Below are 22906 nucleotides of genomic sequence, written 5' to 3' on the forward strand. Positions count from 1 at the left end.
CAAAATGCATGTCGCTCCAAAGCGACATGCGTGAAGAAGACGAAGACTTGATGCGCGCGGCCTGAATCCGTTGAACACGGCGCGTTTTGTTCAACCGTGCCGGCGCGCCGCCGCTCGCGGAAATTCCAGCAGCCCGGGTTCCGGCTTCCTGTGCTGTGCTTCCGCCACCATCTCGATCAACAGGTCGAGGGCCTCGCATGTCGAACGACTCGTCTCGTCATTGCCGCGAAGATAGTGGTAGGCGCGTTCGAGATGGAGACGGGCGGCTGAAAAATCGCTGGTCAATGGTCCCTCCATGATCCCGCCCTAATGTTATCTTGGCCGGCCTGGCGCAACGCTGGGTAAATATCCACAGGCGCCTTTTATTCAAATGCCCGCGAATGACGTGAAGAGGCACGGCTGACGGCGGCGCCGTCGTGTCAGGAGTGACGGCGCGACGGCTTTGCGCGGTTCGGTGGCTAGGGACAATGCGGAGATCGTGGCCGCTGCCGCCGCGGTTTTTTGCCCGGCGATTCAGCTGACTTCAAGGTCGAGGCGGGTGCCCGACGTCCCTGACACCGGCAGTATCCCGTACATTTGCATAAGCGTTTGTTAGTCATCTGAAATCACATTTCAGTATTGTTTGTTTGTTACTTGCTAAGGCGCGCGTGGAGGGCGATACCTTGACCGAAAGCAATGTAACGATACCGGCCATTTGGCGGGAAATTGCCCGCTACGCCGTCAGTTGCCCCAGTCCTCACAACACGCAACCTTTCCGGCTGCGCATCCGCAGCGACAGCGAGGCGGACATCATCTTTCTGCCGCGCCGCGGTTTATGGGTGGCCGATCCGCATGGCCGCTTTACCTGGCTGACCGCGGGCATCTTCGCCCAGGTTTGCGCCATCGCCGCGCATGGCCTGGGCTACGAGCTCGATTGCCGCACGGATTTCTCCGCGATGTATCCCGGCGGCGATACCGAGACGCCGCAAATCATCTCACGCCTGACGCTGAGGCCGGCGGCGGCTCCGGTGGCCGATTTCGACAGCCAGTTGATTCTCGATCGCCACACCTCCCGGCTTCCCTATGACGGGCAGGCGATCCCCGAAGCGCTGCTTTTGGACATGGAGGCCGAAGCGCGGCGCACCGGCCACCGCTTCGAGGCACGCAGCGATGCCCAGGCCATCGACTGGGTGATCGAGCTCAACCGCCAGGCACTCTTTCACGACATGATGAACGCGCCGATCCGCAACGAGCTGGTGCGCTGGCTGCGCTTTGGCACGCGCGAGGAAGACATTACCGGCGACGGCCTGTCGGCACGCTGTCTCGGTTTCTCCGCCCGGCTGCTCAAAAGCTTCTTCACCAGCCCCGGCTTCTGGACCTTGCCCGGCATCAAAAGTCTTGTCGGTTTCGTCTATGGCCGCAGCATGAAGGGCGTCGGCACCATCGGCTGGCTGCGCGGTCCCTACGTGACCATGGAGGACTGGTTCAACGCCGGCACCACCATGTTCCGTCTCTGGCTGATCGTCACCCGCCATGGCTACTACTGGCAGCCTTACGGTTCGGTGATCACCTCGGACGAGGCGCGCACCAACATGATCGGTTATTTCGGCATGCCGGATGAAAAAGGCGGCGCGGACATGGTCTGGCTGCTGCTGCGGCTCGGCAAGAGCCAAACCCCACCCCTGAGCTACCGGCTCCCGTTCGAGGACATCATCCTATGCGGCTGATCAAGCAAGCGGTGCGGCCTTTCTTCCTGGCGCTGGTCGCGCTCGTCAACGTCGTCGAGCGCGCCTTCGCCTCGTCGCGGCATGCCTACAAGATCCTGCTCATCCCGGGTTTCGAGCGGATGCGGTGGGGCGTCGGCGCCTGGCGCGCCTGGGCGAATTTCTATCATGCCTACGCCAAGGTCCCGGCCTATCGCGATTATATCGACAGGCTGGGCGGCAAGCCCGAAATTATGCTCGACCACGTCACCAAGCCGGACCTGACGTCCATTCCGGAAATGGACAAGGACAGCTACGTCAAGAAATACCCTCAGGAAGAGCGGCTGCTGGGTGGCAAGCTGCCGTCGATGGGGGTGATGGTCGATGAATCCTCCGGCAGCAGCGGCATGCCGACAAGCTGGGTGCGGGGCAAGACCGAACGGCTGATCACCAAGCAGATGATGCAGATGACGTTCCTGCGCATCACTGGCGAGAACGAGACCCTGTTCATCCTCAACGCCTTCGCGCTCGGCGCGTGGGCGACCGGCATGAACGTCGCGATCTCCCTGACTGACACGACGATCCTGAAGTCGACGGGCCCGAACCTTGACAAGATCGTCAACACGATCCACGAGTTCGGCCCGCGCTTCCGCTATGTGGTCATGGGCTACCCGCCGTTCCTGAAGACGCTCGTCGACGATCCGCGTCTCGACTGGTCCAAATTCACCATCGATGCCGCCTTTGGTGGCGAGGGGATCTCGGAAAGCCTGCGCGACTATCTCCTGAAGAAATTCCGCCGCGTCGTCGGCAGCTACGGCGCCTCCGACCTCGAGGTCAATCTCGCGCTCGAGAGCGAACTCACCATCAATTTGCGCCGCGCACTGCTCGGCGACGAACGGTTGCGCGAGGCGATCATCCGTGTCGGCTACGGCGTCACGCCGATGGTCTTCCAGTACAATCCGCTGGCCTATTATCTGGAGGAGAACGCCAAGGGCGAGCTGGTGGCGACGATTTCGCGGCCCTACAACATATCGCCCAAGATTCGCTACAACATCCACGATCGCGGCCATGTGCTGCGCTTCGGCGAATTGAAGCGCATCCTGCGCGACACTGGACATGGCGACATGCTGAAAAACAGCGGTCGCATCCTCGATCTGCCGCTGTTGTTCATCTACGGCCGCTCCGACATGTCGATCGAATACTACGGCGCCAAGGTCACGCCGGACAGTTTGCGCGAGATCCTGTTCGGCCTCGACGTGCTGGCGCCGGTGCTGTCGACCTTCCGCCTGATCTCTTATGAGGACGCCGCCCACAACAAGCGCATGGAAGTGGCTGTCGAACTGGTCGAGGGGGCGACACTGCCGCTGCCGGTCGAAACCTTGCAGGAGACGGTGTTCGAGAGGCTGGCCACCATGAACGGCGATTTCCTCAACGCCTGGAAGCGCACGGCAACGCCGGAGAACATGCCGGAGCTCAAGGTGTTTGCCTTCAACACCGGTCCGTTCGAAGGCGGCCAGCGACGGCTGAAGAACGAGTATGTCGCCTCGAACATCAAATACGACAAGCTCTGACGCCGACCTCTCTGACCGCGATCTCTCTGACTGTGACTTCTCTGACTGCACTTGGGGTCGACGAGCCGATCAGCGGCCGGCCAGCCGGCTTCCCGTGTCAGGCGTACAATGGCCTAGTCAGGCAATGGACGCCGCCGGTCGCCTTGGCGATCTCGGTGCCCTTGACGAGATGGATTGTTACGCCGGCGGCCGCTTCCAGCGTGGCCTTGAGTTCGGCCGGGAGGTCGAAGGCGAGGTAGCTGCGATTGCCCAGCGGCAACAGGTTGCAGCGTTCATGGGCGATGGCATCGGCCTTGTCGCAGCGAACGATTGAACAGCCCAGCGCCTCTGCATAGGCAAGCGGGTTCACCGGGCTCAGCCGGCGATCCTCGTCGATGAGGAAGCCAGCGCCGAACATGCCGGCCGCCGCCAGGATGACCTTGTTGGGCAGCACGGTGAAGCCGGTGTCGAGATGCAGCAACTCGGGATCGTGCGAGAGGCCGATGATATAGTCGACATGGTGGGGGATGAGGTCGAGCGCCAGCTTGATCGCGGCCGCCTTGGTGGTGCGCACGCCAAAGCCGACAAGCAACACGCGCCGGCCGTCGAAGGTTACCGGCAGAACGTCGCCACCCTCCAGATATTCGTCATGCTCGAGACGGGTGAGCGGCTTCATGCCCAGTCTTTGCAGGGCGGCGGTGACGATTTCAGCCTCGCGGGCGCGGCTCGGCAGAGCCGGCCGGGTCGGAATGAATGTCGAGGGCGACCACGGCAAGGTCACCGAGCTGTCACGCATGAAAATCAGGTTCGGATTGCCGGCGGCTTCTAGCCGGTACGGCTCATGGTCGGCAAGCACGTCATCGAGATAGAGGGTGTCGACATGGCTTCCGATCAGCGCGGCGAAGGAGTCATATTCGGCGTAGAGTTCGTCGACATGCGGAAGGTCGAGGAAATTGAGCGCCGCCAGCCGTTCCCTGGACAGGTTCTCCAATGACAGGCCGTGCCGGGGATGATGCATGAGCATGCGTCTGGGCGGCACATGGTATTCGGAGAAATCGTCCTCGGTGACGGTGAGCAAGGAGCCCCCTCCGTTGGTGTCGCGCCGACCCTAGCGTCGATATCCTCATAAAAGGTTAGGCGAACGCCGTGGCGATCTTGCGACAGGCGACGGTGGCGCGGCGTCAGGCCTATACGCCGGCCGCCCACCCGCGCAGAATGTGTTTCTGGATCTTGCCGGACGCGGTGCGCGGCAGCGCCTCGGTGAGCAGAAACTGCTTCGGCACCTTGTAGCGGGCGATGCGGGCGCCGCAATGGCTTGCGAGAGCGGCCGGATCCAGGACGCGGCCGGATTTGAGCACGATGAAGGCGCGGCCGACTTCGCCCCAGCGCTCGTCGGCGACGCCGATCACCGCGGCTTCGGCGATGTCGGGATGGTCGAGCAGCACCATCTCGATTTCGGCGGGATAGACGTTCTCGCCACCGGAGATGAACATGTCCTTGCGGCGGTCGACGAGAGTGACGAAGCCTTCGTCATCGCGCCGCGCGATGTCGCCGGTGCGGAACCAGCCATCGGCGGTGAAGGCGCGCGCCGTCTCTTCCGGCCGGTTCCAGTAGCCCGGCGTGATCGAGGGGCCGGACAGCCATATCTCGCCCGGTTCGCCGGCGGCGACGTCCCGGCCGTGGTCGTCGACGATACGCAGGCCGATCGTCAGCGCAGGCAGGCCGGCCGAGCCGGCCTTGCGGGCTATCCGCTCGGCCTCGACCGGCATGCCAAGCACGGTGCCGGCTTCCGTCATGCCGAAGCCGTCGACCATGCGGATGCCTTGTGCCAGCCACCAAACGATGTCGATGGCCGGGTTCGGCGCGCCGCCGGTGAAGATGGCGGTGAGGGACGTCCAGCGCGCCGGCGCGAAGTCGGGGTGTTCACGCAGCATCCTCGCCATCTGCGGCACGCAGAAATAGTGGGTGATACCGAGGGCGGGGTCGGCCAGGCGGCGGTTGGTCACACCGGCGTCGAACCCGGGCGAGATCAGCACCGTGCCGCCTTGCAGCAGCGGCGGACGCAGGCTGGTGATGAGACCGATGACATGGAACATCGGTGCATCGCAGAGGAAGACGCTGGCATTGCCGACGCGCCCCAGCACGCCGAAATTGACTGCGGTGGCCAACGCGTTGCGCTCCGTGACGACGACGCCCTTCGGCCGGCCCGACGTACCCGATGTGTAGAGGATGATCGATGGCGTATCGCCGTCCGGCAGGGGACGGCGCGGTGCCGGCGCCTGAGCCTCGACCGCCTTGGCGAAGGTCGCGACTTCGATCGATAGGCAGCCCGCCGGCAACGTCATTTCGAGCGCTGCGTCATGCAGCAGCAACACCGGGCCGCAATCGGCAAGGATCGCCTGCCGTTCGGCGCCGGCGAGCCGCCAGTTGAGCGGCACGAAGATGGCGCCGAGCCGCATGGCGGCCTGCTGCAGGACAAGCAGGTCGGCGCTGTTGCGGGCAAGCGTGGCGATCCGTTGCCCCTTTTCGATGCCACGGGCGGTTTCGAGGACGCCGACGGCGCGCTGGATGGCCCGGTCGAGCGCCGCATAAGTCCAGCGCCTGCCGGATGCCAGGTCGACGCAGGCAAGACGGTCCGGCTGCGTCCCGGCGTGCAAGGCCACGGGATCCGATGTCGTCCAGGTTGGCATTCGCATCTCCTCCCAGATTGCGTCGATGGTTTATCGCGTCATCTGGCCTTGTCGTAGGCGCCAAGACCCGGCTTGTAGCTCTTCTCGTCGATGAACTGGCGGATGCCCTCCTTGCGGCCGTCATTGTCATGGGAGTTGGCCGCTTCCTGCGCCCGCACGAGATAGTCCTCGGCATTGTCATAGGTCATCTCGGTAACGCGGCGGATAGCGTCCTTGGTCGCCTTCAGGGCAATCGGGTTCTTCTTCAAAAGGACGTTCGCAACCTCGGCGACACGCGCCTTCAGGTCGGCCAGCGGCAGGCTTTCATTGACCAGCTTCCAGGCGGCGGCCTTTCTGCCGTCGATGAGCTCGCCCGTCAGCGCATGGTACATGGCGTCGCGCATCGACAAGAGGTCGACCACCACCTTGGTGGCGCCGCCGCCGGGCAGTATGCCCCAGTTGATCTCCGACAAGGCGAACCGGGCCTCATCGGCGGCGAAGGCGAGATCGCAAGCAAAGAGCGGGCCATAGCCGCCGCCGAAACACCAGCCATTGACCATGGCGATGGTCGGCTTGTGGTACCAGCGCAGGCGCCGCCACCAGCCATAGGCTTCGGACTGCGCCTTGCGGATGGCGCCGAGGCCCTTGGCTTCCGTCTCGCGGAAATACTCCTTGAGGTCCATGCCCGCCGACCAGGCGCTGCCTTCGCCCGACAGCACCAGCACGCCGACATCGTCACGGAATTCGAGTTCGTCCAGAACCTCCATCATCCGCCGGTTGAGTGCGGGGTTCATACAATTGCGCTTGTCCGGCCGGTTGAAACGCACCCAGGCGATGCCGTTCTCGACATCGAAGGCAACGGGCTCTTCGGTCATGGTCAGTGTCCTCTCATACGGCGCGACGGTCGCGAAAATTGCTATGCGATATAGCTATCTAGTTTGCTATGTCGCATAGTCTTTTTTGCTTGACAAGGGCTTTGATCACGGCGATCGGTTCGAGCATGGATGAGACGGAAATTCACGCCGATCCCAGTGCGCACCCCGATCCGGGGGCATTAGGGTCGATTACCGAAGACGCGCTCGACGCGCAGATCGGCTACAATCTCAGGCGTGCCTCGACTTTGGCCTTGAGTGATTTCGCCGTCGAGCTGGCGGATGCGGCGCTGCGCCCGGTCACCTATGGCATGCTGGCGCTCATCGACGAACAACCCGGTATCCGCGCCGCCGAACTCTGCCGCCAGCTCGGCATGAAGAGCGCCAACATGGCGCCGCTGCTTGCCGAGCTCGAAGGGCGAGGGCTGGTCGAGCGCGACGACCATTCGGACGACAAGCGCGTGCAGGTGCTGACCCTGACACCGGCCGCGAGGAAGGCCATGCCCGGATGGCGGCGACAGGTTCGCCGGCATGAAGACCGGTTCCTGCATCGGCTGACAGCCAAGGAGCGGGCAACGCTGCTTCGCCTGCTGCGTCTGATCTGGACGGAGCAAGGCTAGAGCAATTCCAGGAAAAGTGCGTAGCGGTTTTCCCGGGAAAAGCGCGTAGCGCTTTCCCTAGGGAATTGCGTGAAAACAAAGAGTTAGAGCGGTTCGGCGATTTCAACAAACACTGAACCGCTCTAGGGACTTCGTCTCGTCAGGCAGCGCCGCCAGCGGCAGCGACGCAACCGACATGGGCGGTAAACTGATGTTACTTGAGGAACCGGGAAAATAGCTGCACGTTCATCCTCGTCAGGATTTTTCTCACCTTTTTGGGAGTTTTCGCATGTCGCTTTCCGGCTCGACAACCCGTTATGGACGCGTTGCCCAGGCTCTCCATTGGCTGACGGCTTTGCTGGTGCTCGCCGCCTTCCTCGTATCCGCCGGAGGGCCGCCCGAACGCGTCTATTCCACGGCCAGGGCATCGACATTGCTGCTGCACGAGTCGCTTGGCCTCTCGGTTCTCTGTTTGCTGGTCATTCGCCTGGTCTGGCGCCTTTTCGATCGCATTCCCGATTCGCCGGCCATGCCTGGCTGGATGGAGATTGCTTCGAAAGCAACGCACTGGGCGCTTTACGCCCTTCTGTTCGCTGTCCCGGCGACCGCCATGCTCGGCGCATGGTTTGGCGGGCATCCGGTCGCGGTCTATGGGTTGGGAGCGATCGGTCCGTTTTCCGGCTCCTGGGGAGCGCCGCTGGCGGAGATCCATGGCACGCTTGGCGATATCATCATGTGGCTCGCCGGCCTGCACGCGGCCGCTGCCATCTTCCATCATATCTTCCTTCGCGACCGGGTGCTGAGCCAGATGCTGCCGGGCCTGCCCGATCCATCGTCCGGGCAGGGCGGCTGAACGCGGTCAGTCGAGAATGATGCGGATCGCCTGATCGACCACCGGGTGCAGGCCGCTGGCCTGGAAGGAGAGGCGATTGCCGGAGCCGACATTGCTGGTCATGGCGATGGTGAGGTCCGCCTCCGGGTCGTGCAGCATGACGGCGACGTAGCCCGGAATGCTGCCCTGGTGCCCATAGAAGGCGCGGTCGGCATAGGCGCTCTGGAACGGTGGATTTCATCGCAAACGCTCCTGATGACATTTTACGGGTTGAGGCAAGGGCGTGAAATTCATGGAGCCGACGCCGGGGCCAGGAAGCGATCGGGCGCCAGCGCCGCGGCGGTGACGCCGAGGGCCGTGACATCCTCGGGCAAGGACTGCCCGCGTATCAGCGCCGCGCTCAGCCTGGCCAGCGTCAGCGAGACCTGGAAGCCGTAGCCGCCCTGGCCGCCGAGCCAGAAGAAGCCGGGCAGGCGCGGGTCGAAGCCAGCGACCGGCGTGCGGTCGGGCGCGAAGGTGCGCAGGCCCGCCCATGGCGTCGACGGACGGCCGATGCGCATCGACGTCGCCTGTTCGATGCGGTCGACGGCGATGGCGACGTCGATGTCTTGCGGCCAGGCGTCGCAAGGCTCGGAATCGGTCTCGTCGGCGAGCGAGCCGATCAGCCTGCCGGCATCGGGCTTGAAGTAGAACTGCTCGTGCAGGTCGACCACCAGCGGCCAACTGGCAATGTCCATGCCGGCGGGCGGGTCGAACAGGAAGGCGGTGCGCTGTTTCGGCTGGAAGCCGAGGCTCGGGAGCCCCGCCATGCCGGCGACGATATCGACCCAGGCGCCGGCGGCGTTGACGACGATGTCGGCCGAGTAGACGCCGGCGCTCGTTTCAATCCGAAAAGCGCTGCCGTCGCGTGATATGGAGCGGACCTCCTCGCCGGTGCGGATGATGCCGCCACCGGCCTTCAGCGCCGAGGCGCTGGACCCCAGCATCTTGCCGGTATCGACATCCACCGCGTCCGGTTCATAGACTCCGCCGCAGGTGTTTTCCCTGGCAATGACCGGAACCAGTGCGTGGAGTTCGGCCGCCAACAGACGCCGCACGCTCGGCACCAGCGCCTGCAATTCATGAGCCAGCTTGTCGATGGCGGTATCGTCGCCGACCCAGCCGACGTGCAGCGCGCCACGCCGATGGGCGACGAAGCCGCCTTCAACTATTGCCTGCCGGCTGGCCAGCGTCAGCGCGCGCACCAGGCGGTTGCCATAGGTCTCGGTGAACAGAGCGGCGGAACGGCCACTGGCGTGGTAGCCGAGATGCGGCTCACGCTCGATGACGGTGACTGCGGCCCAATCCGCCACCTCGGCGGCAAGCGAGAGGCCGGCGATGCCGCCGCCGATGACGATGATCTTCGTGGGAGAATTCGACTGCATCCATCAGTCGTAAAAATAATTTCGTATCCAGTCAATATTTAGCGTATAGGAAAATTATTGGCGTTGTTGATGACGGCCGGGAGTTCGAATAGCTAGAGTGGAGAAGCGGCTGGACCGCCGCGCCATGGAGCTGACAATGTCGGAGCAACCGAACCTCGGTGATTGTCTGCGGGCCCTGAGAAAAACCCATGGCTGGACCTTGCAGGAGGTCAGCTCTCTCACCGGCGTCGCGGTGTCGACGCTGTCCAAGGTCGAGAACGACCAGATGTCGCTGAGCTATGACAAGCTCCTGCAGATTTGCGAGGGGCTCGGCATCCATGTGACGGAACTGCTCAGCGGCGACCGCAAGCAGCCGGCGTCGCGCACCCGCCGTTCGGTGACCTCGCAATCCAACACGCTGCGCCAGCTGACCCGCAACTACGACTACCGGTATCTCGCCACCGACCTGGTGCGCAAACGCATGGTGCCGATCCATGCCTATGCGCGCGCCCGCACGCCGGAAGAATTCGGCCCGCTGACCAGGCACGCCGGCGAGGAATTCCTGATCGTGCTCAAGGGCGAGATCGAACTGCACACCGAACAGTACGCTCCGGTGCGGCTGAGAGAGGGCGAGAGCGTCTACATCGATTCCACCATGGGCCACGCCTATCTCTCGGTGGGCGAGGGCGACGCCGAGATGCTGTGCGTCTGCTCCGGCGACGAGCCCGACATGGAAGGCACGCTGCTGAGCGTGCTGGAGACGGTGGATGGGTAGGGGGCGCAGCTCACCGCGCAAGTTTTCTGCAGCTCGATTCAGTCTTTCTGGTTCGAACTGCGCGGCGAAACCGGCTATAGGACCGCTGAAACCGCAAGCCCCGCCAACTCGATGAGGAAATCCCAATGAATTCAGAAAAGACAGCCGTCATCGTGGCCGGCGGCAGCGGCATGGGGGCGGCGGCGGCGAAGCGCCTGGCGGCGGATGGGTTCAAGGTCGCGATCCTGTCTTCGTCCGGCAAGGGCGAGGCGCTGGCCAAGGAGCTTGGCGGGCTGGGCGTCACCGGCTCCAACCAGTCGAACGACGATCTGCAGCGTCTCGCCGACCTGACGCTGGAGCGCTATGGCCGCATCGACGTGCTGGTCAACAGCGGTGGCCACGGCCCGCGCGCGCCGATCCTGGAGATCACGGACGAGCAGTGGCATACCGGCATGGACGTCTACCTGATGAACGTCATCCGACCGGTGCGCATCGTGGCGCCGCAGATGGTCAAGCAGAAGGGCGGCGCCATCATCAACATCTCGACGGCCTGGGTCGCCGAGCCGAACGCGATGTTCCCGACCTCGGCCGTGTTCCGCGCCGGCCTTGCCGCCTACACCAAGATTTTCGCCAACACCTACGCGGCCGACAATGTGCGCATGAACAATGTGCTGCCCGGCTGGATCGACAGCCTGCCCGGCACCGAAGAGCGCCGCGACAACGTGCCGATGCAGCGCTACGGGACGAGTGAGGAGATCGCCGCCACGATTGCCTTCCTGGCTTCGGAAGGGGCGGGATATATTACGGGGCAGAATATCCGCGTGGATGGGGGCGTTATCAGGGCGCTGTGAGCGGGATTGGCTCGATCCCTTGCAGAAGCCGGCGGGCCAGCGCCCCCCTCTGTCCTGCCGGACATCTCCCCCTCGAGGGGGGAGATCGGATGTCACCACGGCTTTCGCCAATTTTCGGTGTTGAAGAAAAGAGCCGGCGCCGAAGCTGCCAATCTCCCCCCTTGAGGGGGAGATGTCCGGCAGGACAGAGGGGGGCGCTGGCCCGCCGGCGTTTCGTTTTGGGTGCCATGCTCGTCCCGACGCTTCAGTGGCCCCCCACCTGATCCGCATCCGTCAGCGCCTGCAGAAACGCCACGATGTCGTCGATCTCGGCGTCGTCGAGCGCCGGCTTGTCGCCGGGTTTCTTGCCGTCGAAGGGCGGGTCTTGATTCAGGTTCGGCCAGTAAGCCTTTGGCAAATCGTCATATTGGTCGACCGTGCTGTCGGTGTTTTTCGGGTACAAGCGCCGGGGTCGGTGTCGCGGCTGGCGTAGAAGGCGACGGCGTCGCGCAGTGTCGGTGTCTCCGGCGCGCCGCATCGCCTACGCGCTCAAGGCATTTGGCCTTTCGAAAAGTCTATGAACCTCGGAGCACGGCATTGGGCGGCCGAAGAACCAGCCTTGGACATCCGTGCAACCATTTTCCTTGACCAGCCTGTACTGGTCCTCGGTCTCGACGCCTTCCGCGGTCGTGGTCATGCCGAGCGTCGCGCCGAGTTCGGCGACGGCCTTGACGATCGCCCGGCTTTCGCTGCTCTCGCACATCAGGCTGACGAAGCTGCGGTCGATCTTGATGCGGTTGAACGGGAACGACCTGAGATAGCTCAGCGAGGAATAGCCGGTGCCGAAATCGTCCATGGCTATGCTGATGCCCAGATCCTGCAGGCGGTGGAGCGTCGTTATCGTGTTTTCATTGTGCGCAAGCAGCACCGACTCGGTGATTTCCAGCTCGAGCCGTGACGGCAGCAGGCCCGAGGCCACGAGCGCCGAGGCAACCTGAAGCGGCAGCGTCTGCTGTTTGAACTGGGCCGGCGAGAGATTGACCGCGACCTTGATGGTCGCGGGCCACTTCGCGGCGTCGACGCAGGCACGCCTCAAGATCCACTCGCCAAGCGCCTCGATCACGCCCGTCTCCTCGGCCATCTGGATAAACTCCGATGGTTGGAGCAGGCCGAGGCGCGGATGCTCCCATCGCACCAGCGCTTCGAAGCCCGTCAGTTCCGAGGTCTGTGCGTCATGCAGCGGTTGATAGTGCAGGACGAACTGCTCGTTCGCGACGCCGAGAGCAAGCTCGGACTCGAGCTGGCGCCGCTCCCGCAGTCTTGCGTCCATTCCTGCCTCGAAAGACCTGCAGGTCCCGCGGCCCTCCATCTTGGCCTTGTACAAGGCAAGGTCGGCATTGCGGATGAGGATTTCCGAACTTTGCCCATCGTCCGGGAAGACGGCGATGCCGATGCTGCTGCCAATGTTGATCTTGTGGCCCTGGATCAAGAATTCGCCGGCCAGGGCGTGAATGACCCGGCTCGCCAGAACGCCGGCCTCGTCACTGCCATCGAGCAAGAGCTGGAGGATGACGAATTCGTCGCCGCCGATCCTTGCCACCATGGCGGTCTCACCGGCCTGCTGCTGCAGGCGCCTCGCCACTTCACTGAGGAGCCGGTCGCCGATCGGATGGCCGAGCGTGTCATTGACCGGTTTGAAACGGTCGAGATCGACGCAATGGACGGCCAGCTTCTCGCCCTCCCTGAGGCTTCTCAGCGCCTCGTCCATCGTGCCGGCCAACAGACCCCGGTTGGGCAGGCCGGTAAGGATGTCGTGCGTGGCGAGGTGCTGGATCTCGATGGTGCGTTCCTCGACCCGCCGCTCCAGGGTCTCGGCGGCATCGGCCTGCATCGTCATCGTGCGCCCGATCGCATACCAGCAGGCCAGCGCCAGCAGCGTGACGACCGCGACCGCCGCGTAGCCGGCCAGTTCGAATTCCCGCACGGCCTGGGCGTCCATGTTGTCGTCGAATCTGCTGTTGGGAAAACCGGCCCAGAGACCCCAGGCACTTCTAGGATCGTTGAGCGAGAGCGGGAGGACTTCGGAATAGATCAGATTGGGGTCCGCAGCCGTGAAAGCGTGGGAATCAGCCGCCAGGGCCGTCGACATCTTGTGCTGGTCGGATTCGAACCCGTAGCCTGAATTGACGATGACATAATCGCTGCTCGGCAACAGTTTCCTCAACGCCGAGGTGAGCATGATCGCCGAGACGGAGCCGCGCAGTCTGCCATCCTGGCCGAAGACCGGGACCGAAAGAATGAAGCCAGAGCGATCAGCGTCATTGCCGGTATGGATGAAATCGGTGTTGTCGCAGGTGATGAGTTCCTTCGTGCCGATGACCGGCACATCCAGCCCGTCGATGTTGCTGGAATTGGGATAGTTCGCCTTCAGCCAGGCAAGCTGTTTGACCAGTTCATGGTATTCATAGGTTTCAACTTCTTCGGGCGGACGGATCAGCGAATTGTCATCCAGCTTGACGGGCTTTGTGTACGCGGCGGCGTCTGACCTTGCCCTGGCATTCACGATCAACTGGTCGAACTGGAGGATCGGCTCCTCGAGCTTGCCGGTCACGGCGTCGAAGCGGTCCGGGTCGAAATCCAGCGGCAGGAAGTAGACCTCGGAAATGGAGACGTTGTTAGCGAGGTTATTGTAGATCTGCTGGATGGTCGCACGGCCTTCGTCGCCCAGATTGGTGCCGTGCCGGTCGAGGTTCCTGACGCTTGGCAGATAGGTCAGGGTCCGGACATTTTCGTAGACGGACCGCAAGGCGTCTTCGACGGTCTTGGCGGTCGCGCGCGATGCCGCCCGGGAGTTTTCCAGATAACGTTCCCTGGCAAGCGCGTAATCCCGCTGGGCATCGATGTGCAAAGCCACCAGCATTGCTGCGCCGGTGACAAGGATCACCACAAATCCGACTGCTCGCCCGAATGCGTTCATCGGCGTCCTACCATCGATTGGCAAGGGATACCCCAGAGCAGTTTAGGAAGCCCTAATGACGAATGTCCTTCTTTACCGTTCCTCCCGGCCCGCGCGGCAATCCGGCAAGGCCAGAAACTGGTTCGCGGGCGCGGCCAATCCGGCACGTCGGCCCGCGCGAGGTCCAAGGGTTCAATTCGCTGGCTCGGTCCGCTGATCGGCATCGGTGAGCGTCTGCAGAAACGCCACGATATCGTCGATTTCGGCGTCGTTCAGCGCCGGCTTGTCGCCGGGTTTCTTGCCGTCGAAGGGTGGGTCTTGATTCAGGTTCGGCCAGTAAGCCTTTGGCAAATCGTCATATTTGTCGACCGTGCCGTCGGCATTCCTCGGATACCAGCGGCCGGGGTCGGTGTCGCGGCTGGCATAGAAGGCGACGGCGTCGCGCAGCGTGTGGAAATAGCCGTTGTGGAAGAAGCTCTTGCGCAGCGCGACGTTGCGCAGCGTCGGTGTCTTGAACAGGCCGCAATAATCGGTGCGGCCGCGAAAATCGGTGCGCAGCGGACCGCACAGGCCGAGATCGGCATAGGCGGGGTCGGCGTTGGCCGGGATCGCCGGATTACGCGGCACGGCGATGGCGATCAGCCCGAAATCGGTGAATTGCGGCGGCTCGCCGTCATTGGCGGGTTCACTGAGATGGCAGGAGGCGCAATTGCCTTTCGCCTCGTCCTCGAACAGTTCGCGGCCACGCAGTTCCTGCGCCGACAGCGTCGCCTTGCCGGCAAGGAAGGCATCGTAGCGGCTGGAATAGGGATAGAAATCGGCGGCACTCTGCTCGAACGTGCCAAGCGCCTCGGCGGCGGCGGTGAAGGCGTCGCCCGGGCGCTCGAAGACATCCTGCCCGAACACGGCCTTGAAGTCATCGGCATAGGCGGTCTTGCGCAGGGAGGCGGAGACGGCTGCTTCATCCTTGTTGGCCATCTCGAAGGGCGAGAGCAGGGGGATTTTCGCCTGGTCCTTGCCGTGGTCGGCGCGGCCGTCCCAGGTCAGGCCACCGGTCGGACCGTTGTCGACGCTCTCGTCGCCTTCGTCCTCGGAATCGTGGAAATGCTCGGTGAAGGCAGGTGCCGCCTGGAGATAGCGCAGCGACGGCACGGCGCGCACGCCCGACTGGTCGAGGTTCGGGCCTCCCATCTCGACCGGAGATGCCGAGGCCGGACCGAAAGCGTGGCGCGGATCATGACAGGACGAGCAGGCCTGCTTGCCCGAGGCCGACAGCGCAGGGTCGAAGAACATTTTTCGGCCCAAGGCGGTCAGCGCCTCGGCGCGCGCGAACGCTTGCGCGCGCGATAGCGGGCCGGGATGGACGCCGTCCGCCGTATTCGCGAGCGCGGCAAGTGCGAAGGTCGAGATCGCGGCAATCGCGATCATCAGGCTTTCCCATCGTCTCGTCTTCATGGGGCAAGGTCCGCTTTGGCCCGGGAATAGGAATGCAGTGCAACGGATTGATGACCGGCCCCAGTGCTCACGAAACCGTGTTCGCCGAGGCGGCGGATGTCACAAAGGTGACAAGGCATCCACGTTACCTGCCGCTATGGTTCCCCGCGCGTCTCTCTAGCCACAGTCAAGCCACGAGGTCTTTCCATGACGAGGCTCAAGCTCCTCACTTCCTTCTGTCTGGCCGGTTCGGCCCTGGTTCCCCTCGCGGCGGCCAATGCCGCCCCTCCCGGCTTCGACAAGATAGACACGGTCGTCGTCATCTATGCCGAAAACCGCAGCTTCGATAATCTCTATGGCGGCTTCCCCGGCGCCAATGGGCTGGCCAATGTCTCGACCGACCAGGCGCGCCAGTTCGACCGCGACGGCAAGCCGCTCGCCGAACTTCCGCCGGCCTGGGGCGGGCTGACCGGAAAAGGTGTCACGCCCGCGGTGACGGAGGCGCAGACGGCGCATCTCGCCAACGCCGCCTTCGCCATAGACGACCCCAAGGGTTTCAACGAGGGCACCAACGTCATCACCCACGATCTGTGGCACCGTTTCTATCAGGAGCAGATGCAGATCGACGGCGGCAAGAACGACAAATTCGTCGCCTGGGCCGATTCCGGCGGCCTGGTCATGGGTCATTATGATGGTTCGATCCTGCCGATGTGGGCGGTGGCGAAGAAATACGTGCTGGCCGACAATTTCTTCCAGGGCGCCTTCGGTGGCTCGTTCCTCAACCATTTCCAGCTCGCCTGCGCCTGTACGCCGGTCTATCCCAACGCCGACACCAGCCCGGTGAAGGACCAGATCGCCGTCGTCGAGCCCGACGGCGTGACACTGAAGGTTGCCGACAATTCGCCGGCCTCGGCGCTCGGCGGCGCGCCGAAATTCGTCAATGACGGCGCCATCACGCCCGACTTCTACGCCGTCAACACCATGCAGCCACCCTACCAGCCGAGCCACAACAAGCCGGCCGAGGGCGGCGACAAGGCGCTCGCCGACCCGGCCGCGCCCACCACGCTGCCGCCGCAGCACGACATCACCATCGGCGATCTCCTGTCGCTGAAGGGGGTGAGCTGGGCCTGGTATGCCGGCGCCTGGCAGGCAACGCTGGACGGCAAGAACGCGACGCCGGTGCCGAACTTCCAGTTCCACCACCAGCCGTTCAACTATTTCGCGGCTTACGCGCCCGGGACCGCCGCGCGCACCGAGCATCTCAGGGATGGCGGCCTGGACGGCGCCGAGTTCATCAAGGCGATCGATGACGGTAAGCTGCCGGCCGTCACCTTCTACAAGCCGCAGGGCAATCTCAACGAGCATGGCGGTTATGCCGACGTGGCGAGCGGCGACCAGCATCTGGCCGACGTCGTTTCGCATCTGGAGAAAAGCCCGCAATGGGGCCACATGCTGGTCGTCGTCACTTATGACGAGAATGGCGGCTTCTGGGATCATGTCGCGCCGCCCAAGGCCGACCGCTGGGGCCCGGGCAACCGCATCCCGGCCTTCATCATCTCGCCCTATGCCAGGATGGGCACGGTCGACCACACGCAATACGACACGACCTCGATCCTGCGCTTCATCACCGCGCGCTTCGATCTGCCGGTGCTGACCGGCATCGTCGCCCGCGACAAGGCACTGCGCAACAACGACCAGCCGCCGATGGGCGATCTCTCAGCGGCGCTCGATCTGAGCCGATAGGGACCGGGCGAAACGCCGATATGCCGTCGCGCCGCAGCGCGCGGTGGCCTTCTCAGCCGCCATTGACAAGCGCAAGAATGAGCTTCTGCAGATTGCCGCCCTGGCCGAGTTCGACGCGGTCGAAATCGCGGCTTGCCTGCACCCGCGCCTTCGAGATTGCGTCGAGCCGACGGACCACCTCGGCCCTGGTCTTGCTGCATTTGGGATCATCGGCAACGGTCAGGCCGTCTGTCGCGGCTTCGATGTCATGGACCATTTGTATCATACTGGCGCCGTGGACCTTCTCGTGGGCACTGACGCCGGCGATGAATACCTCCCAGCTCTTCTGGACGGCCGGCGGCAGCGGCGCGGAGGGGCTTGGCAATGTGTAGGTGATGATCAGTTTCGGCTTCGCCGCCGTCAGCACGCAGCCCTTGCCCCTGGGCTTGTAGTCCCTGACTCCCCAGGTCAGCTTGAAATTGGTGAACGCAATGGCGCGGGCAATGCCGACATTCGGTCCGTTCTGGCCGATCGACCGGTAGAGCTCGAGCCCGGACTGGCCTGAAATGGCGTAGGTCTCGACCTTCTCGACCGGCTTCCATTCGGCGTGCGCGGCGAGCGGCGACGCCATCAAGGCGGCTGTCAGAAGACACAGGCGGACTCTCAACACCGCTCTCTCCAAGGCGCGGCCTTGCTGGACAAGCAATGCCATTCAACGGCTTTTCCTATATGCTGCCGGCGGGTGCTGCAAATGCCCGGAGGGGGAAGTCATGAAAAGATGTCTCGTTGCCGCCGGTGCCTTGGCGGCTTTGCTCGGCGCGCAGCCGGTTTTTGCCGCGTCCTGCGGCTGGAGCGCGAAGATGGAAGAAGACGAGGGCGGCAGCGTGCTGACCGCTTCCGTCTGCGGCGGGCCGAAAGGTGACGCGTATCTGATGCTGACCTGTTTCGACAATCCGGTGCTGAGCTTTGATCTTGGTGCCAGCGGCCCGCAGCTGGAACCGGGCACCAGCGGCGCGTTCGACTTCAAGGCCGACGGCAAGACGGTGACGAAGACGCTGCAACTGGAGGAGATGTACAATTATTTCGTGGCGGACTTGACCAAGGCCGACCCGCTGCTCGACCTGCTGCGTTCGAAGGGGGATCTGTCGGTCAGCGCGGCCAAATATGGCGCTATCAGTTTTCCGCTGAAGGGCTCGAGCGGCGCCATCGGCAAGGTGCTGGCGCAATGCGGCAAGGCCAAGCCGGCAGGTGACGGGGATTGAGCCTCGAGAGGTTGCGCTGCCCCTCATTATCCTGCCGGACATTTCTCCCCGTATAGGGACGGGGAGTAAGACGCTGTCGCCGGCGATTTCGCCAATTGCCGACGCTGAGGAATAGGCGCCGAGGGACGGCACAGTGTCCAGCGGATAGATGGGTAACAGAATGAACCGGATACATAGGTAACAGTTTTCTCCCCCTAAGATGCGGTTGCCGCAGCGCCAAGCGGTCCGGTTGGCGCGGCGCTGCGGCGAACCAGTTTCATGTGCTTGTCGTCGATGAAGCCGAGCGGATGGGCGTAGAAACGCATGGCCCACTTGCCGTTCTCGGTCTCCTCAATGGCGATCGGTTCGCCGGCCAACGTGGCCGAGACATAGATCTCTGTGCCTCGCCATTTGACGGCGCCATTCTGGCGCACGCCGCGCACCGCTGCCTCGGCCGGATAGTCGGGTTCAGGAGCTGTCTTCGGCATCGGCCGGGTCGAGGGACGGTAGTGCTGCGCCGGGGTGTCCATGCTAAGCGCCTCGTGCGGACGCTCCTCATTGTAGCTGCGCCGAAAGTCCTCGAAAGCCTGGCTCTGGGCCGCCCTGTCGGCCGCCGGTTCCTTGGCCATCGGCAGCATGGTCAGGTGGAAACGCTCATGACGTCCGTTCTGCTGCGGCTTGCCTGGCTGGATGCGCTCCAGAGCGATGCCGAGCTTGATGAAGCGCACCGCAAGCGGCGTCAACCCTGTGACGCCGGCCGACGCAAATGGCGGGCCGTTGTCGCTTCGGATGCGATCCGGCAGACCGTTCTCCTCAAACAGCCGCTCAAACACCGGCCACGCCTCCTCGTCGGCCGTCGAGCCCGTCGCCTCGAGCCCCAGCAGATAGCGGCTCAATGCATCCATCACCGTCAACGGCTCGCAGCGCCATCCGTCACGGGTCCGGAACCACCCCTTGTGGTCTGCCGTCCACACCGCATTCGGCTCCGCAGGCTCCGGCCATGGCCCGTTGCCCTCAGCCCGCCAGCGCCTGCGCCGGCGTCCCACAAGACCGTGCCGCTTCAGGATCTCGCCTGCCGTCGAGACCGCCGGCCAGTCGCAGCAGGGCTCGCTGCGTCTCAGGCGCGCAATGATCTTCTTTGGACCCCACAGCGGATGCGCTTGCTTCTCCGCCAAAATCCGATCCACCAGCTCCGCTGCCGTTGCTCGGCCGTGCTCGAGCGGCGCCCGCGGCAGATCATGCAAACCTTCCGGGCCAAACTCCCGATAGCGACCAAGCCATTTGTAGCCGCTCTTGCGCGATATGCCGTAGGCCCCACAAAGCGCGCTCATCGTCTCCTCGCCGGCCAGGCAATCCACTACAAACCGAAGCCGCTCGTCCATGATGCCAGTCGCTCGCCAAACCATCGCCGGTCCTCCCGGCGGACAAGAAAACTGTCACCCATGCTATCGGTCCATTCTGTTACCTATCTATCCGGTTCGGACAAGTGGTTCTTTCTCCCCGTCCCTATACGGGGAGAAGGTGCCGGCAGGCGGATGAGGGGCAGCGCAAGCTTCCGCCCATTGATCTCCATTCCATTAGCGGCTTGCCCTGGTGTACTGCCGGCCGTATCTCATCCGCCCATGACCAACATCCAATTCCGCAAGGCGCAAGCCTCCGATCTGCGGGCCATCGTCGCCATGCTCGCCGATGATCCGCTGGGGGCTGCCCGCGAGGATGCCTCCTTGCCGTTGGCGCAGGGCTATCTCGATGCCTTCAACGCCATCGACGCCGACCCCAACCAGCTGCTGGCGGTGGCTGTGGACGGCGCGGAGGTGATCGGCACCTTGCAGATCACCTTCCTTGCCGGCATTTCGCGCAAGGGCGGCTGGCGCGGGCAGATTGAGGCGGTTCGCGTTGCCAGCGGCAGGCGCTCCGACGGCGTCGGCAAGAAGATGTTCGAATGGGCGATCGACGAATGCCGGGCGCGGGGCTGCGGCCTTGTACAGCTCACTACCGACAAGGGCCGGGCGGACGCGCACCGCTTTTATGACGGGCTCGGCTTCACCGCCAGCCATATCGGTTACAAGAAGAGCCTTTAACGGACGCCCGCGCGCCGTCGCCGGTTCCGGCCTGGCGGCGACTGGCGTATAGCGGAAGCCTTTCAGGCACTATTCAAATCGCACGGCAAAGCGGATATAGGTCAGCTAGATTGACCTATTGTAAAAACGTCTGGGGAGGCGTGTCGTGACCCTTATGAACCTCCTGGCTTCGCGCTCGTCGCGCATGAAAGCCTCGGAAATCCGCGAGCTGTTGAAGCTGCTCGACCAGCCCGACATCATCTCGTTTGCCGGCGGCATTCCCGATCCGTCGCTGTTTCCGGCCGATGCCATCCGCGAGGCCTATGCCGATGTGCTCGGCGGTGCGGAGGCGGGGGCAGCACTGCAATACCAGGTCTCGGAAGGCTATCTGCCGCTGCGGCGCTGGCTTGCCGGGCAGATGGGCAAGCTCGGCATCGCCTGCGACGAGGCCAACATCTTCATCACCTCCGGCTCGCAGCAGGCGCTGGATTATCTGGGCAAGCTGTTCCTGTCGCCGGGCGATACCGCGCTGGTGACATGGCCGACCTATCTCGGTGCGCTGCAGGCCTTCAACGCCTACGAGCCGCGCTACGACCGGCTGCGGCCCGACGGTGGCAACATGACGCCGGCAGCCTACCACACCGCTGCCGCCGCGAATGGCGGCCGAGTGAAATTCGCCTATCTGGTGCCCGATTTCGCCAACCCGACCGGCGACACGCTGGACCGGAAGCAGCGCGAGGCCGTGCTCGACCTTGCCGGCGAGCTCGACATCGCCGTCATCGAGGATGCCGCCTACCGGGCGCTGCGTTATGACGGCGAGGGCGTCCCGCCGATCCTGGCGCTCGACTGCGCGCGCTCCGGTGGCATCGACAAGGCGCGCACGCTTTATTGCGGCTCGTTCTCGAAGATTCTGTCGCCGGGCATGCGCGTCGGCTGGGTCTGCGCGCCGCGCCACGTGATCGAAAAGCTGGTGCTGATGAAGCAGGCTTCGGACCTGCACAGCCCGTCGGTCAACCAGATGGTGATGCACCGCGCCGCCGAATCCGTGTTCGACGGCCAGGTGGAAAAGCTCATCGGCGCCTATCGCGGGCGGCGCGACGGCCTGCTTGGCGCACTGGAAGCCAACATGCCGCAGGGCGTGAGCTGGAGCCGCCCGGAAGGCGGCATGTTCGTCTGGATGACGCTGCCGGAAGGCACTGATGCCACCGAACTCCTGGCGCGGTCGGTGAAAGAGGCGCGCGTCGCCTTCGTGCCCGGCAATGCTTTTCATGCCGACGGCACCGGGCGCAACACTTTGCGGCTGTCGTTCACGCTGGCCGACCGCCGCGCGGTGAGCGAGGGCATTCCAAGGCTGGCTGCGCTGCTGAAGGGGTAGCCTCCCTGTCCCGCGCTCAAGGGCCGTTGTGGGTGCCTTTTATGGCGCCTCCTTCCAGCTTGGTAAAGGGCACGAAGGACAGCGTTCCGCCATTGTAGATGTCGGCGCGCACGACGTTGAACGTGCCGTCCGCTTCCTGGTGCTTGGTTATCTTCAGCACATGCTGCGCACCGGGTGGACCGACCGGGATGACCATCATTCCATTCGCCTTCAACTGCTTCAGCAGCGGCGGCGGAATGTGATCGATGCCACAGGTGACGATGATCTTGTCGAACGGCGCCTCTTCCTGCCAGCCATAATAGCCGTCGGCATTGCGAGTGGTGATCGCCTTGTACTCGGAATAACCTTCCGTGATCAGCCTGTCGTAAAGCGCGCGAGTCCTCGCCGCCAGCGGCTTGATGATCTCGATCGAGAACACCTTGTCGGTGAGGTTGGACAGATAGGCAGATTGGTAACCGGAGCCGGTGCCGATCTCGAGCACCTTGTCGCCAGGGTGTATCTCAAGCGAATTGGTCATACGCGCGACGCTGTGCGGGCCTGTGATGGTGACGCCGTAGCCGATGTCGAGATAGTGCCATTCATAGGCGCGGCCGCGGTTGGGGCCGGTGACGAACTCCTCGCGCGGCGTCATCAGATAGGCGCGCATGTCGCGCTTGTCCCAAACATCCTTGTGCGTAACCAGTGCCTGGAAGCGATCCCAGCGCTGGCCGAGGAAGCCGGCATCCTCGCCGCGGTTCTTCTTCATCCAGTCGATGAAACCGACGCGGCTGTCCATCGGCGGGATCGCGTTGGGGTCATGGGCGACAGGGACGTTGGCGGCGGCCGGCCGAAGGCCGGCCAGCAGCACGCCGGCAGCGCCGAGCAGGAATTGCCGGCGCGCCGGGCCGAAGCATGCGTCGCCGGACTTGATCACGAAACGCATCTGTC

At 63.8% G+C, this 22906-nt stretch carries 21 protein-coding genes and 1 pseudogene; 10 read left to right on the plus strand and 12 right to left on the minus strand.

Going from position 1 to position 22906, the window contains the following annotated elements; translation table 11 throughout:
* Positions 1-90: 90 nt before the first annotated feature.
* Entirely contained in the window at positions 91-285 is a 195-nt protein-coding gene (locus tag FJ970_RS14200) for a hypothetical protein (protein WP_181178825.1), read from the minus strand.
* 377 nt (positions 286-662) lie between these two features.
* On the opposite strand from FJ970_RS14200, the gene FJ970_RS14205 reads away from it, so the two are divergent.
* Positions 663-1706, plus strand: coding sequence for a hypothetical protein (locus FJ970_RS14205; RefSeq protein WP_140765314.1), 1044 nt, complete (start codon positions 663-665; stop codon positions 1704-1706).
* Positions 1697-3253, plus strand: coding sequence for a phenylacetate--CoA ligase family protein (locus FJ970_RS14210; protein ID WP_140765312.1), 1557 nt, complete (start codon positions 1697-1699; stop codon positions 3251-3253). Before FJ970_RS14205 ends, FJ970_RS14210 begins: the two co-directional genes overlap by 10 nt.
* Before the next feature lie 97 nt (positions 3254-3350).
* Here FJ970_RS14210 and FJ970_RS14215 read toward each other — a convergent pair whose 3' ends face one another.
* The 3 genes from FJ970_RS14215 to FJ970_RS14225 all read right to left on the minus strand — a co-directional run bounded on the left by FJ970_RS14215 (position 3351) and on the right by FJ970_RS14225 (position 6776).
* The gene (locus FJ970_RS14215) at positions 3351-4310 is read right to left on the minus strand and encodes a dimethylarginine dimethylaminohydrolase family protein (RefSeq protein ID WP_140765310.1); all 960 of its coding nucleotides are present in this window, start codon (positions 4308-4310) and stop codon (positions 3351-3353) included.
* A gap of 109 nt (positions 4311-4419) precedes the next feature.
* Positions 4420-5928 carry an AMP-binding protein gene (locus FJ970_RS14220; protein WP_140765308.1) on the minus strand — a complete coding sequence of 503 codons (1509 nt, stop codon included), beginning with the start codon at positions 5926-5928 and terminating at the stop codon, positions 4420-4422.
* 32 nt (positions 5929-5960) lie between these two features.
* Complete coding sequence (locus FJ970_RS14225; protein WP_140765306.1) at positions 5961-6776, minus strand: p-hydroxycinnamoyl CoA hydratase/lyase; 816 nt, start codon at positions 6774-6776, stop codon at positions 5961-5963.
* A gap of 125 nt (positions 6777-6901) precedes the next feature.
* Here FJ970_RS14225 and FJ970_RS14230 point away from each other — a divergent pair, with 125 nt between their 5' ends.
* Both FJ970_RS14230 and FJ970_RS14235 read left to right on the plus strand, forming a co-directional pair.
* Positions 6902-7393, plus strand: coding sequence for a MarR family winged helix-turn-helix transcriptional regulator (locus FJ970_RS14230; RefSeq protein ID WP_140765304.1), 492 nt, complete (start codon positions 6902-6904; stop codon positions 7391-7393).
* A 268-nt stretch (positions 7394-7661) separates the two neighbouring features.
* On the plus strand, positions 7662-8225 hold the full coding sequence (locus FJ970_RS14235; protein ID WP_140765302.1) for a cytochrome b: 564 nt from the start codon (positions 7662-7664) through the stop codon (positions 8223-8225).
* 6 nt (positions 8226-8231) lie between these two features.
* Here FJ970_RS14235 and FJ970_RS33605 read toward each other — a convergent pair whose 3' ends face one another.
* Together FJ970_RS33605 and FJ970_RS14240 are read right to left on the minus strand one after the other, a co-directional pair.
* The gene (locus tag FJ970_RS33605) at positions 8232-8363 is read right to left on the minus strand and encodes a hypothetical protein (protein WP_263489051.1); all 132 of its coding nucleotides are present in this window, start codon (positions 8361-8363) and stop codon (positions 8232-8234) included.
* 131 nt (positions 8364-8494) lie between these two features.
* The gene (locus tag FJ970_RS14240; RefSeq protein WP_140765300.1) at positions 8495-9628 is read right to left on the minus strand and encodes an NAD(P)/FAD-dependent oxidoreductase; all 1134 of its coding nucleotides are present in this window, start codon (positions 9626-9628) and stop codon (positions 8495-8497) included.
* A 136-nt stretch (positions 9629-9764) separates the two neighbouring features.
* On the opposite strand from FJ970_RS14240, the gene FJ970_RS14245 reads away from it, so the two are divergent.
* Both FJ970_RS14245 and FJ970_RS14250 read left to right on the plus strand, forming a co-directional pair.
* Positions 9765-10382, plus strand: a complete 618-nt coding sequence (locus tag FJ970_RS14245) for a helix-turn-helix domain-containing protein (RefSeq protein WP_140765298.1) — start codon at positions 9765-9767, stop codon at positions 10380-10382.
* Positions 10383-10507: 125 nt separating this feature from the next.
* Positions 10508-11212: an SDR family oxidoreductase gene (locus FJ970_RS14250; RefSeq protein WP_140765296.1), complete on the plus strand. Its 705-nt coding sequence runs from the start codon at positions 10508-10510 to the stop codon at positions 11210-11212.
* Between the two features lie 244 nt (positions 11213-11456).
* Here FJ970_RS14250 and FJ970_RS14255 read toward each other — a convergent pair.
* From FJ970_RS14255 to FJ970_RS14265, 3 genes and pseudogenes are all read right to left on the minus strand, one after another.
* A pseudogene (locus tag FJ970_RS14255) lies at positions 11457-11707 on the minus strand (cytochrome-c peroxidase); the annotation flags it as partial.
* 25 nt (positions 11708-11732) lie between these two features.
* Entirely contained in the window at positions 11733-14135 is a 2403-nt protein-coding gene (locus FJ970_RS14260) for a putative bifunctional diguanylate cyclase/phosphodiesterase (RefSeq protein WP_227792131.1), read from the minus strand.
* A gap of 204 nt (positions 14136-14339) precedes the next feature.
* Positions 14340-15575 carry a cytochrome-c peroxidase gene (locus tag FJ970_RS14265; protein ID WP_227792170.1) on the minus strand — a complete coding sequence of 412 codons (1236 nt, stop codon included), beginning with the start codon at positions 15573-15575 and terminating at the stop codon, positions 14340-14342.
* Between the two features lie 213 nt (positions 15576-15788).
* Here FJ970_RS14265 and FJ970_RS14270 point away from each other — a divergent pair, with 213 nt between their 5' ends.
* Entirely contained in the window at positions 15789-17324 is a 1536-nt protein-coding gene (locus FJ970_RS14270; RefSeq protein ID WP_140765292.1) for an acid phosphatase, read from the plus strand.
* 52 nt (positions 17325-17376) lie between these two features.
* Here the strand turns inward: FJ970_RS14270 and FJ970_RS14275 are convergent, their stop codons facing one another.
* The gene (locus FJ970_RS14275; protein WP_227792132.1) at positions 17377-18015 is read right to left on the minus strand and encodes a DUF922 domain-containing Zn-dependent protease; all 639 of its coding nucleotides are present in this window, start codon (positions 18013-18015) and stop codon (positions 17377-17379) included.
* Positions 18016-18073: 58 nt separating this feature from the next.
* Here FJ970_RS14275 and FJ970_RS14280 point away from each other — a divergent pair, with 58 nt between their 5' ends.
* Positions 18074-18565 (plus strand): hypothetical protein, encoded by a 492-nt coding sequence (locus tag FJ970_RS14280; RefSeq protein WP_227792133.1) that lies wholly within the window; start codon positions 18074-18076, stop codon positions 18563-18565.
* Between the two features lie 194 nt (positions 18566-18759).
* Here the strand turns inward: FJ970_RS14280 and FJ970_RS14285 are convergent, their stop codons facing one another.
* Positions 18760-19950: an integrase core domain-containing protein gene (locus tag FJ970_RS14285; RefSeq protein ID WP_140813756.1), complete on the minus strand. Its 1191-nt coding sequence runs from the start codon at positions 19948-19950 to the stop codon at positions 18760-18762.
* Between the two features lie 216 nt (positions 19951-20166).
* Between FJ970_RS14285 and FJ970_RS14290 the strand changes: the two genes are divergently transcribed.
* Positions 20167-20625: a GNAT family N-acetyltransferase gene (locus tag FJ970_RS14290; RefSeq protein ID WP_140763521.1), complete on the plus strand. Its 459-nt coding sequence runs from the start codon at positions 20167-20169 to the stop codon at positions 20623-20625.
* Positions 20626-20779: 154 nt separating this feature from the next.
* Positions 20780-21979 (plus strand): PLP-dependent aminotransferase family protein, encoded by a 1200-nt coding sequence (locus FJ970_RS14295; protein WP_181178772.1) that lies wholly within the window; start codon positions 20780-20782, stop codon positions 21977-21979.
* Between the two features lie 16 nt (positions 21980-21995).
* Here FJ970_RS14295 and FJ970_RS14300 read toward each other — a convergent pair whose 3' ends face one another.
* Positions 21996-22901: a protein-L-isoaspartate O-methyltransferase family protein gene (locus FJ970_RS14300; RefSeq protein WP_140763515.1), complete on the minus strand. Its 906-nt coding sequence runs from the start codon at positions 22899-22901 to the stop codon at positions 21996-21998.
* Positions 22902-22906 lie beyond the last annotated feature (5 nt).

Origin of the sequence: Mesorhizobium sp. B2-1-8 (assembly GCF_006442545.2) — a bacterium.
Classification (GTDB): Bacteria; Pseudomonadota; Alphaproteobacteria; order Rhizobiales; family Rhizobiaceae; genus Mesorhizobium.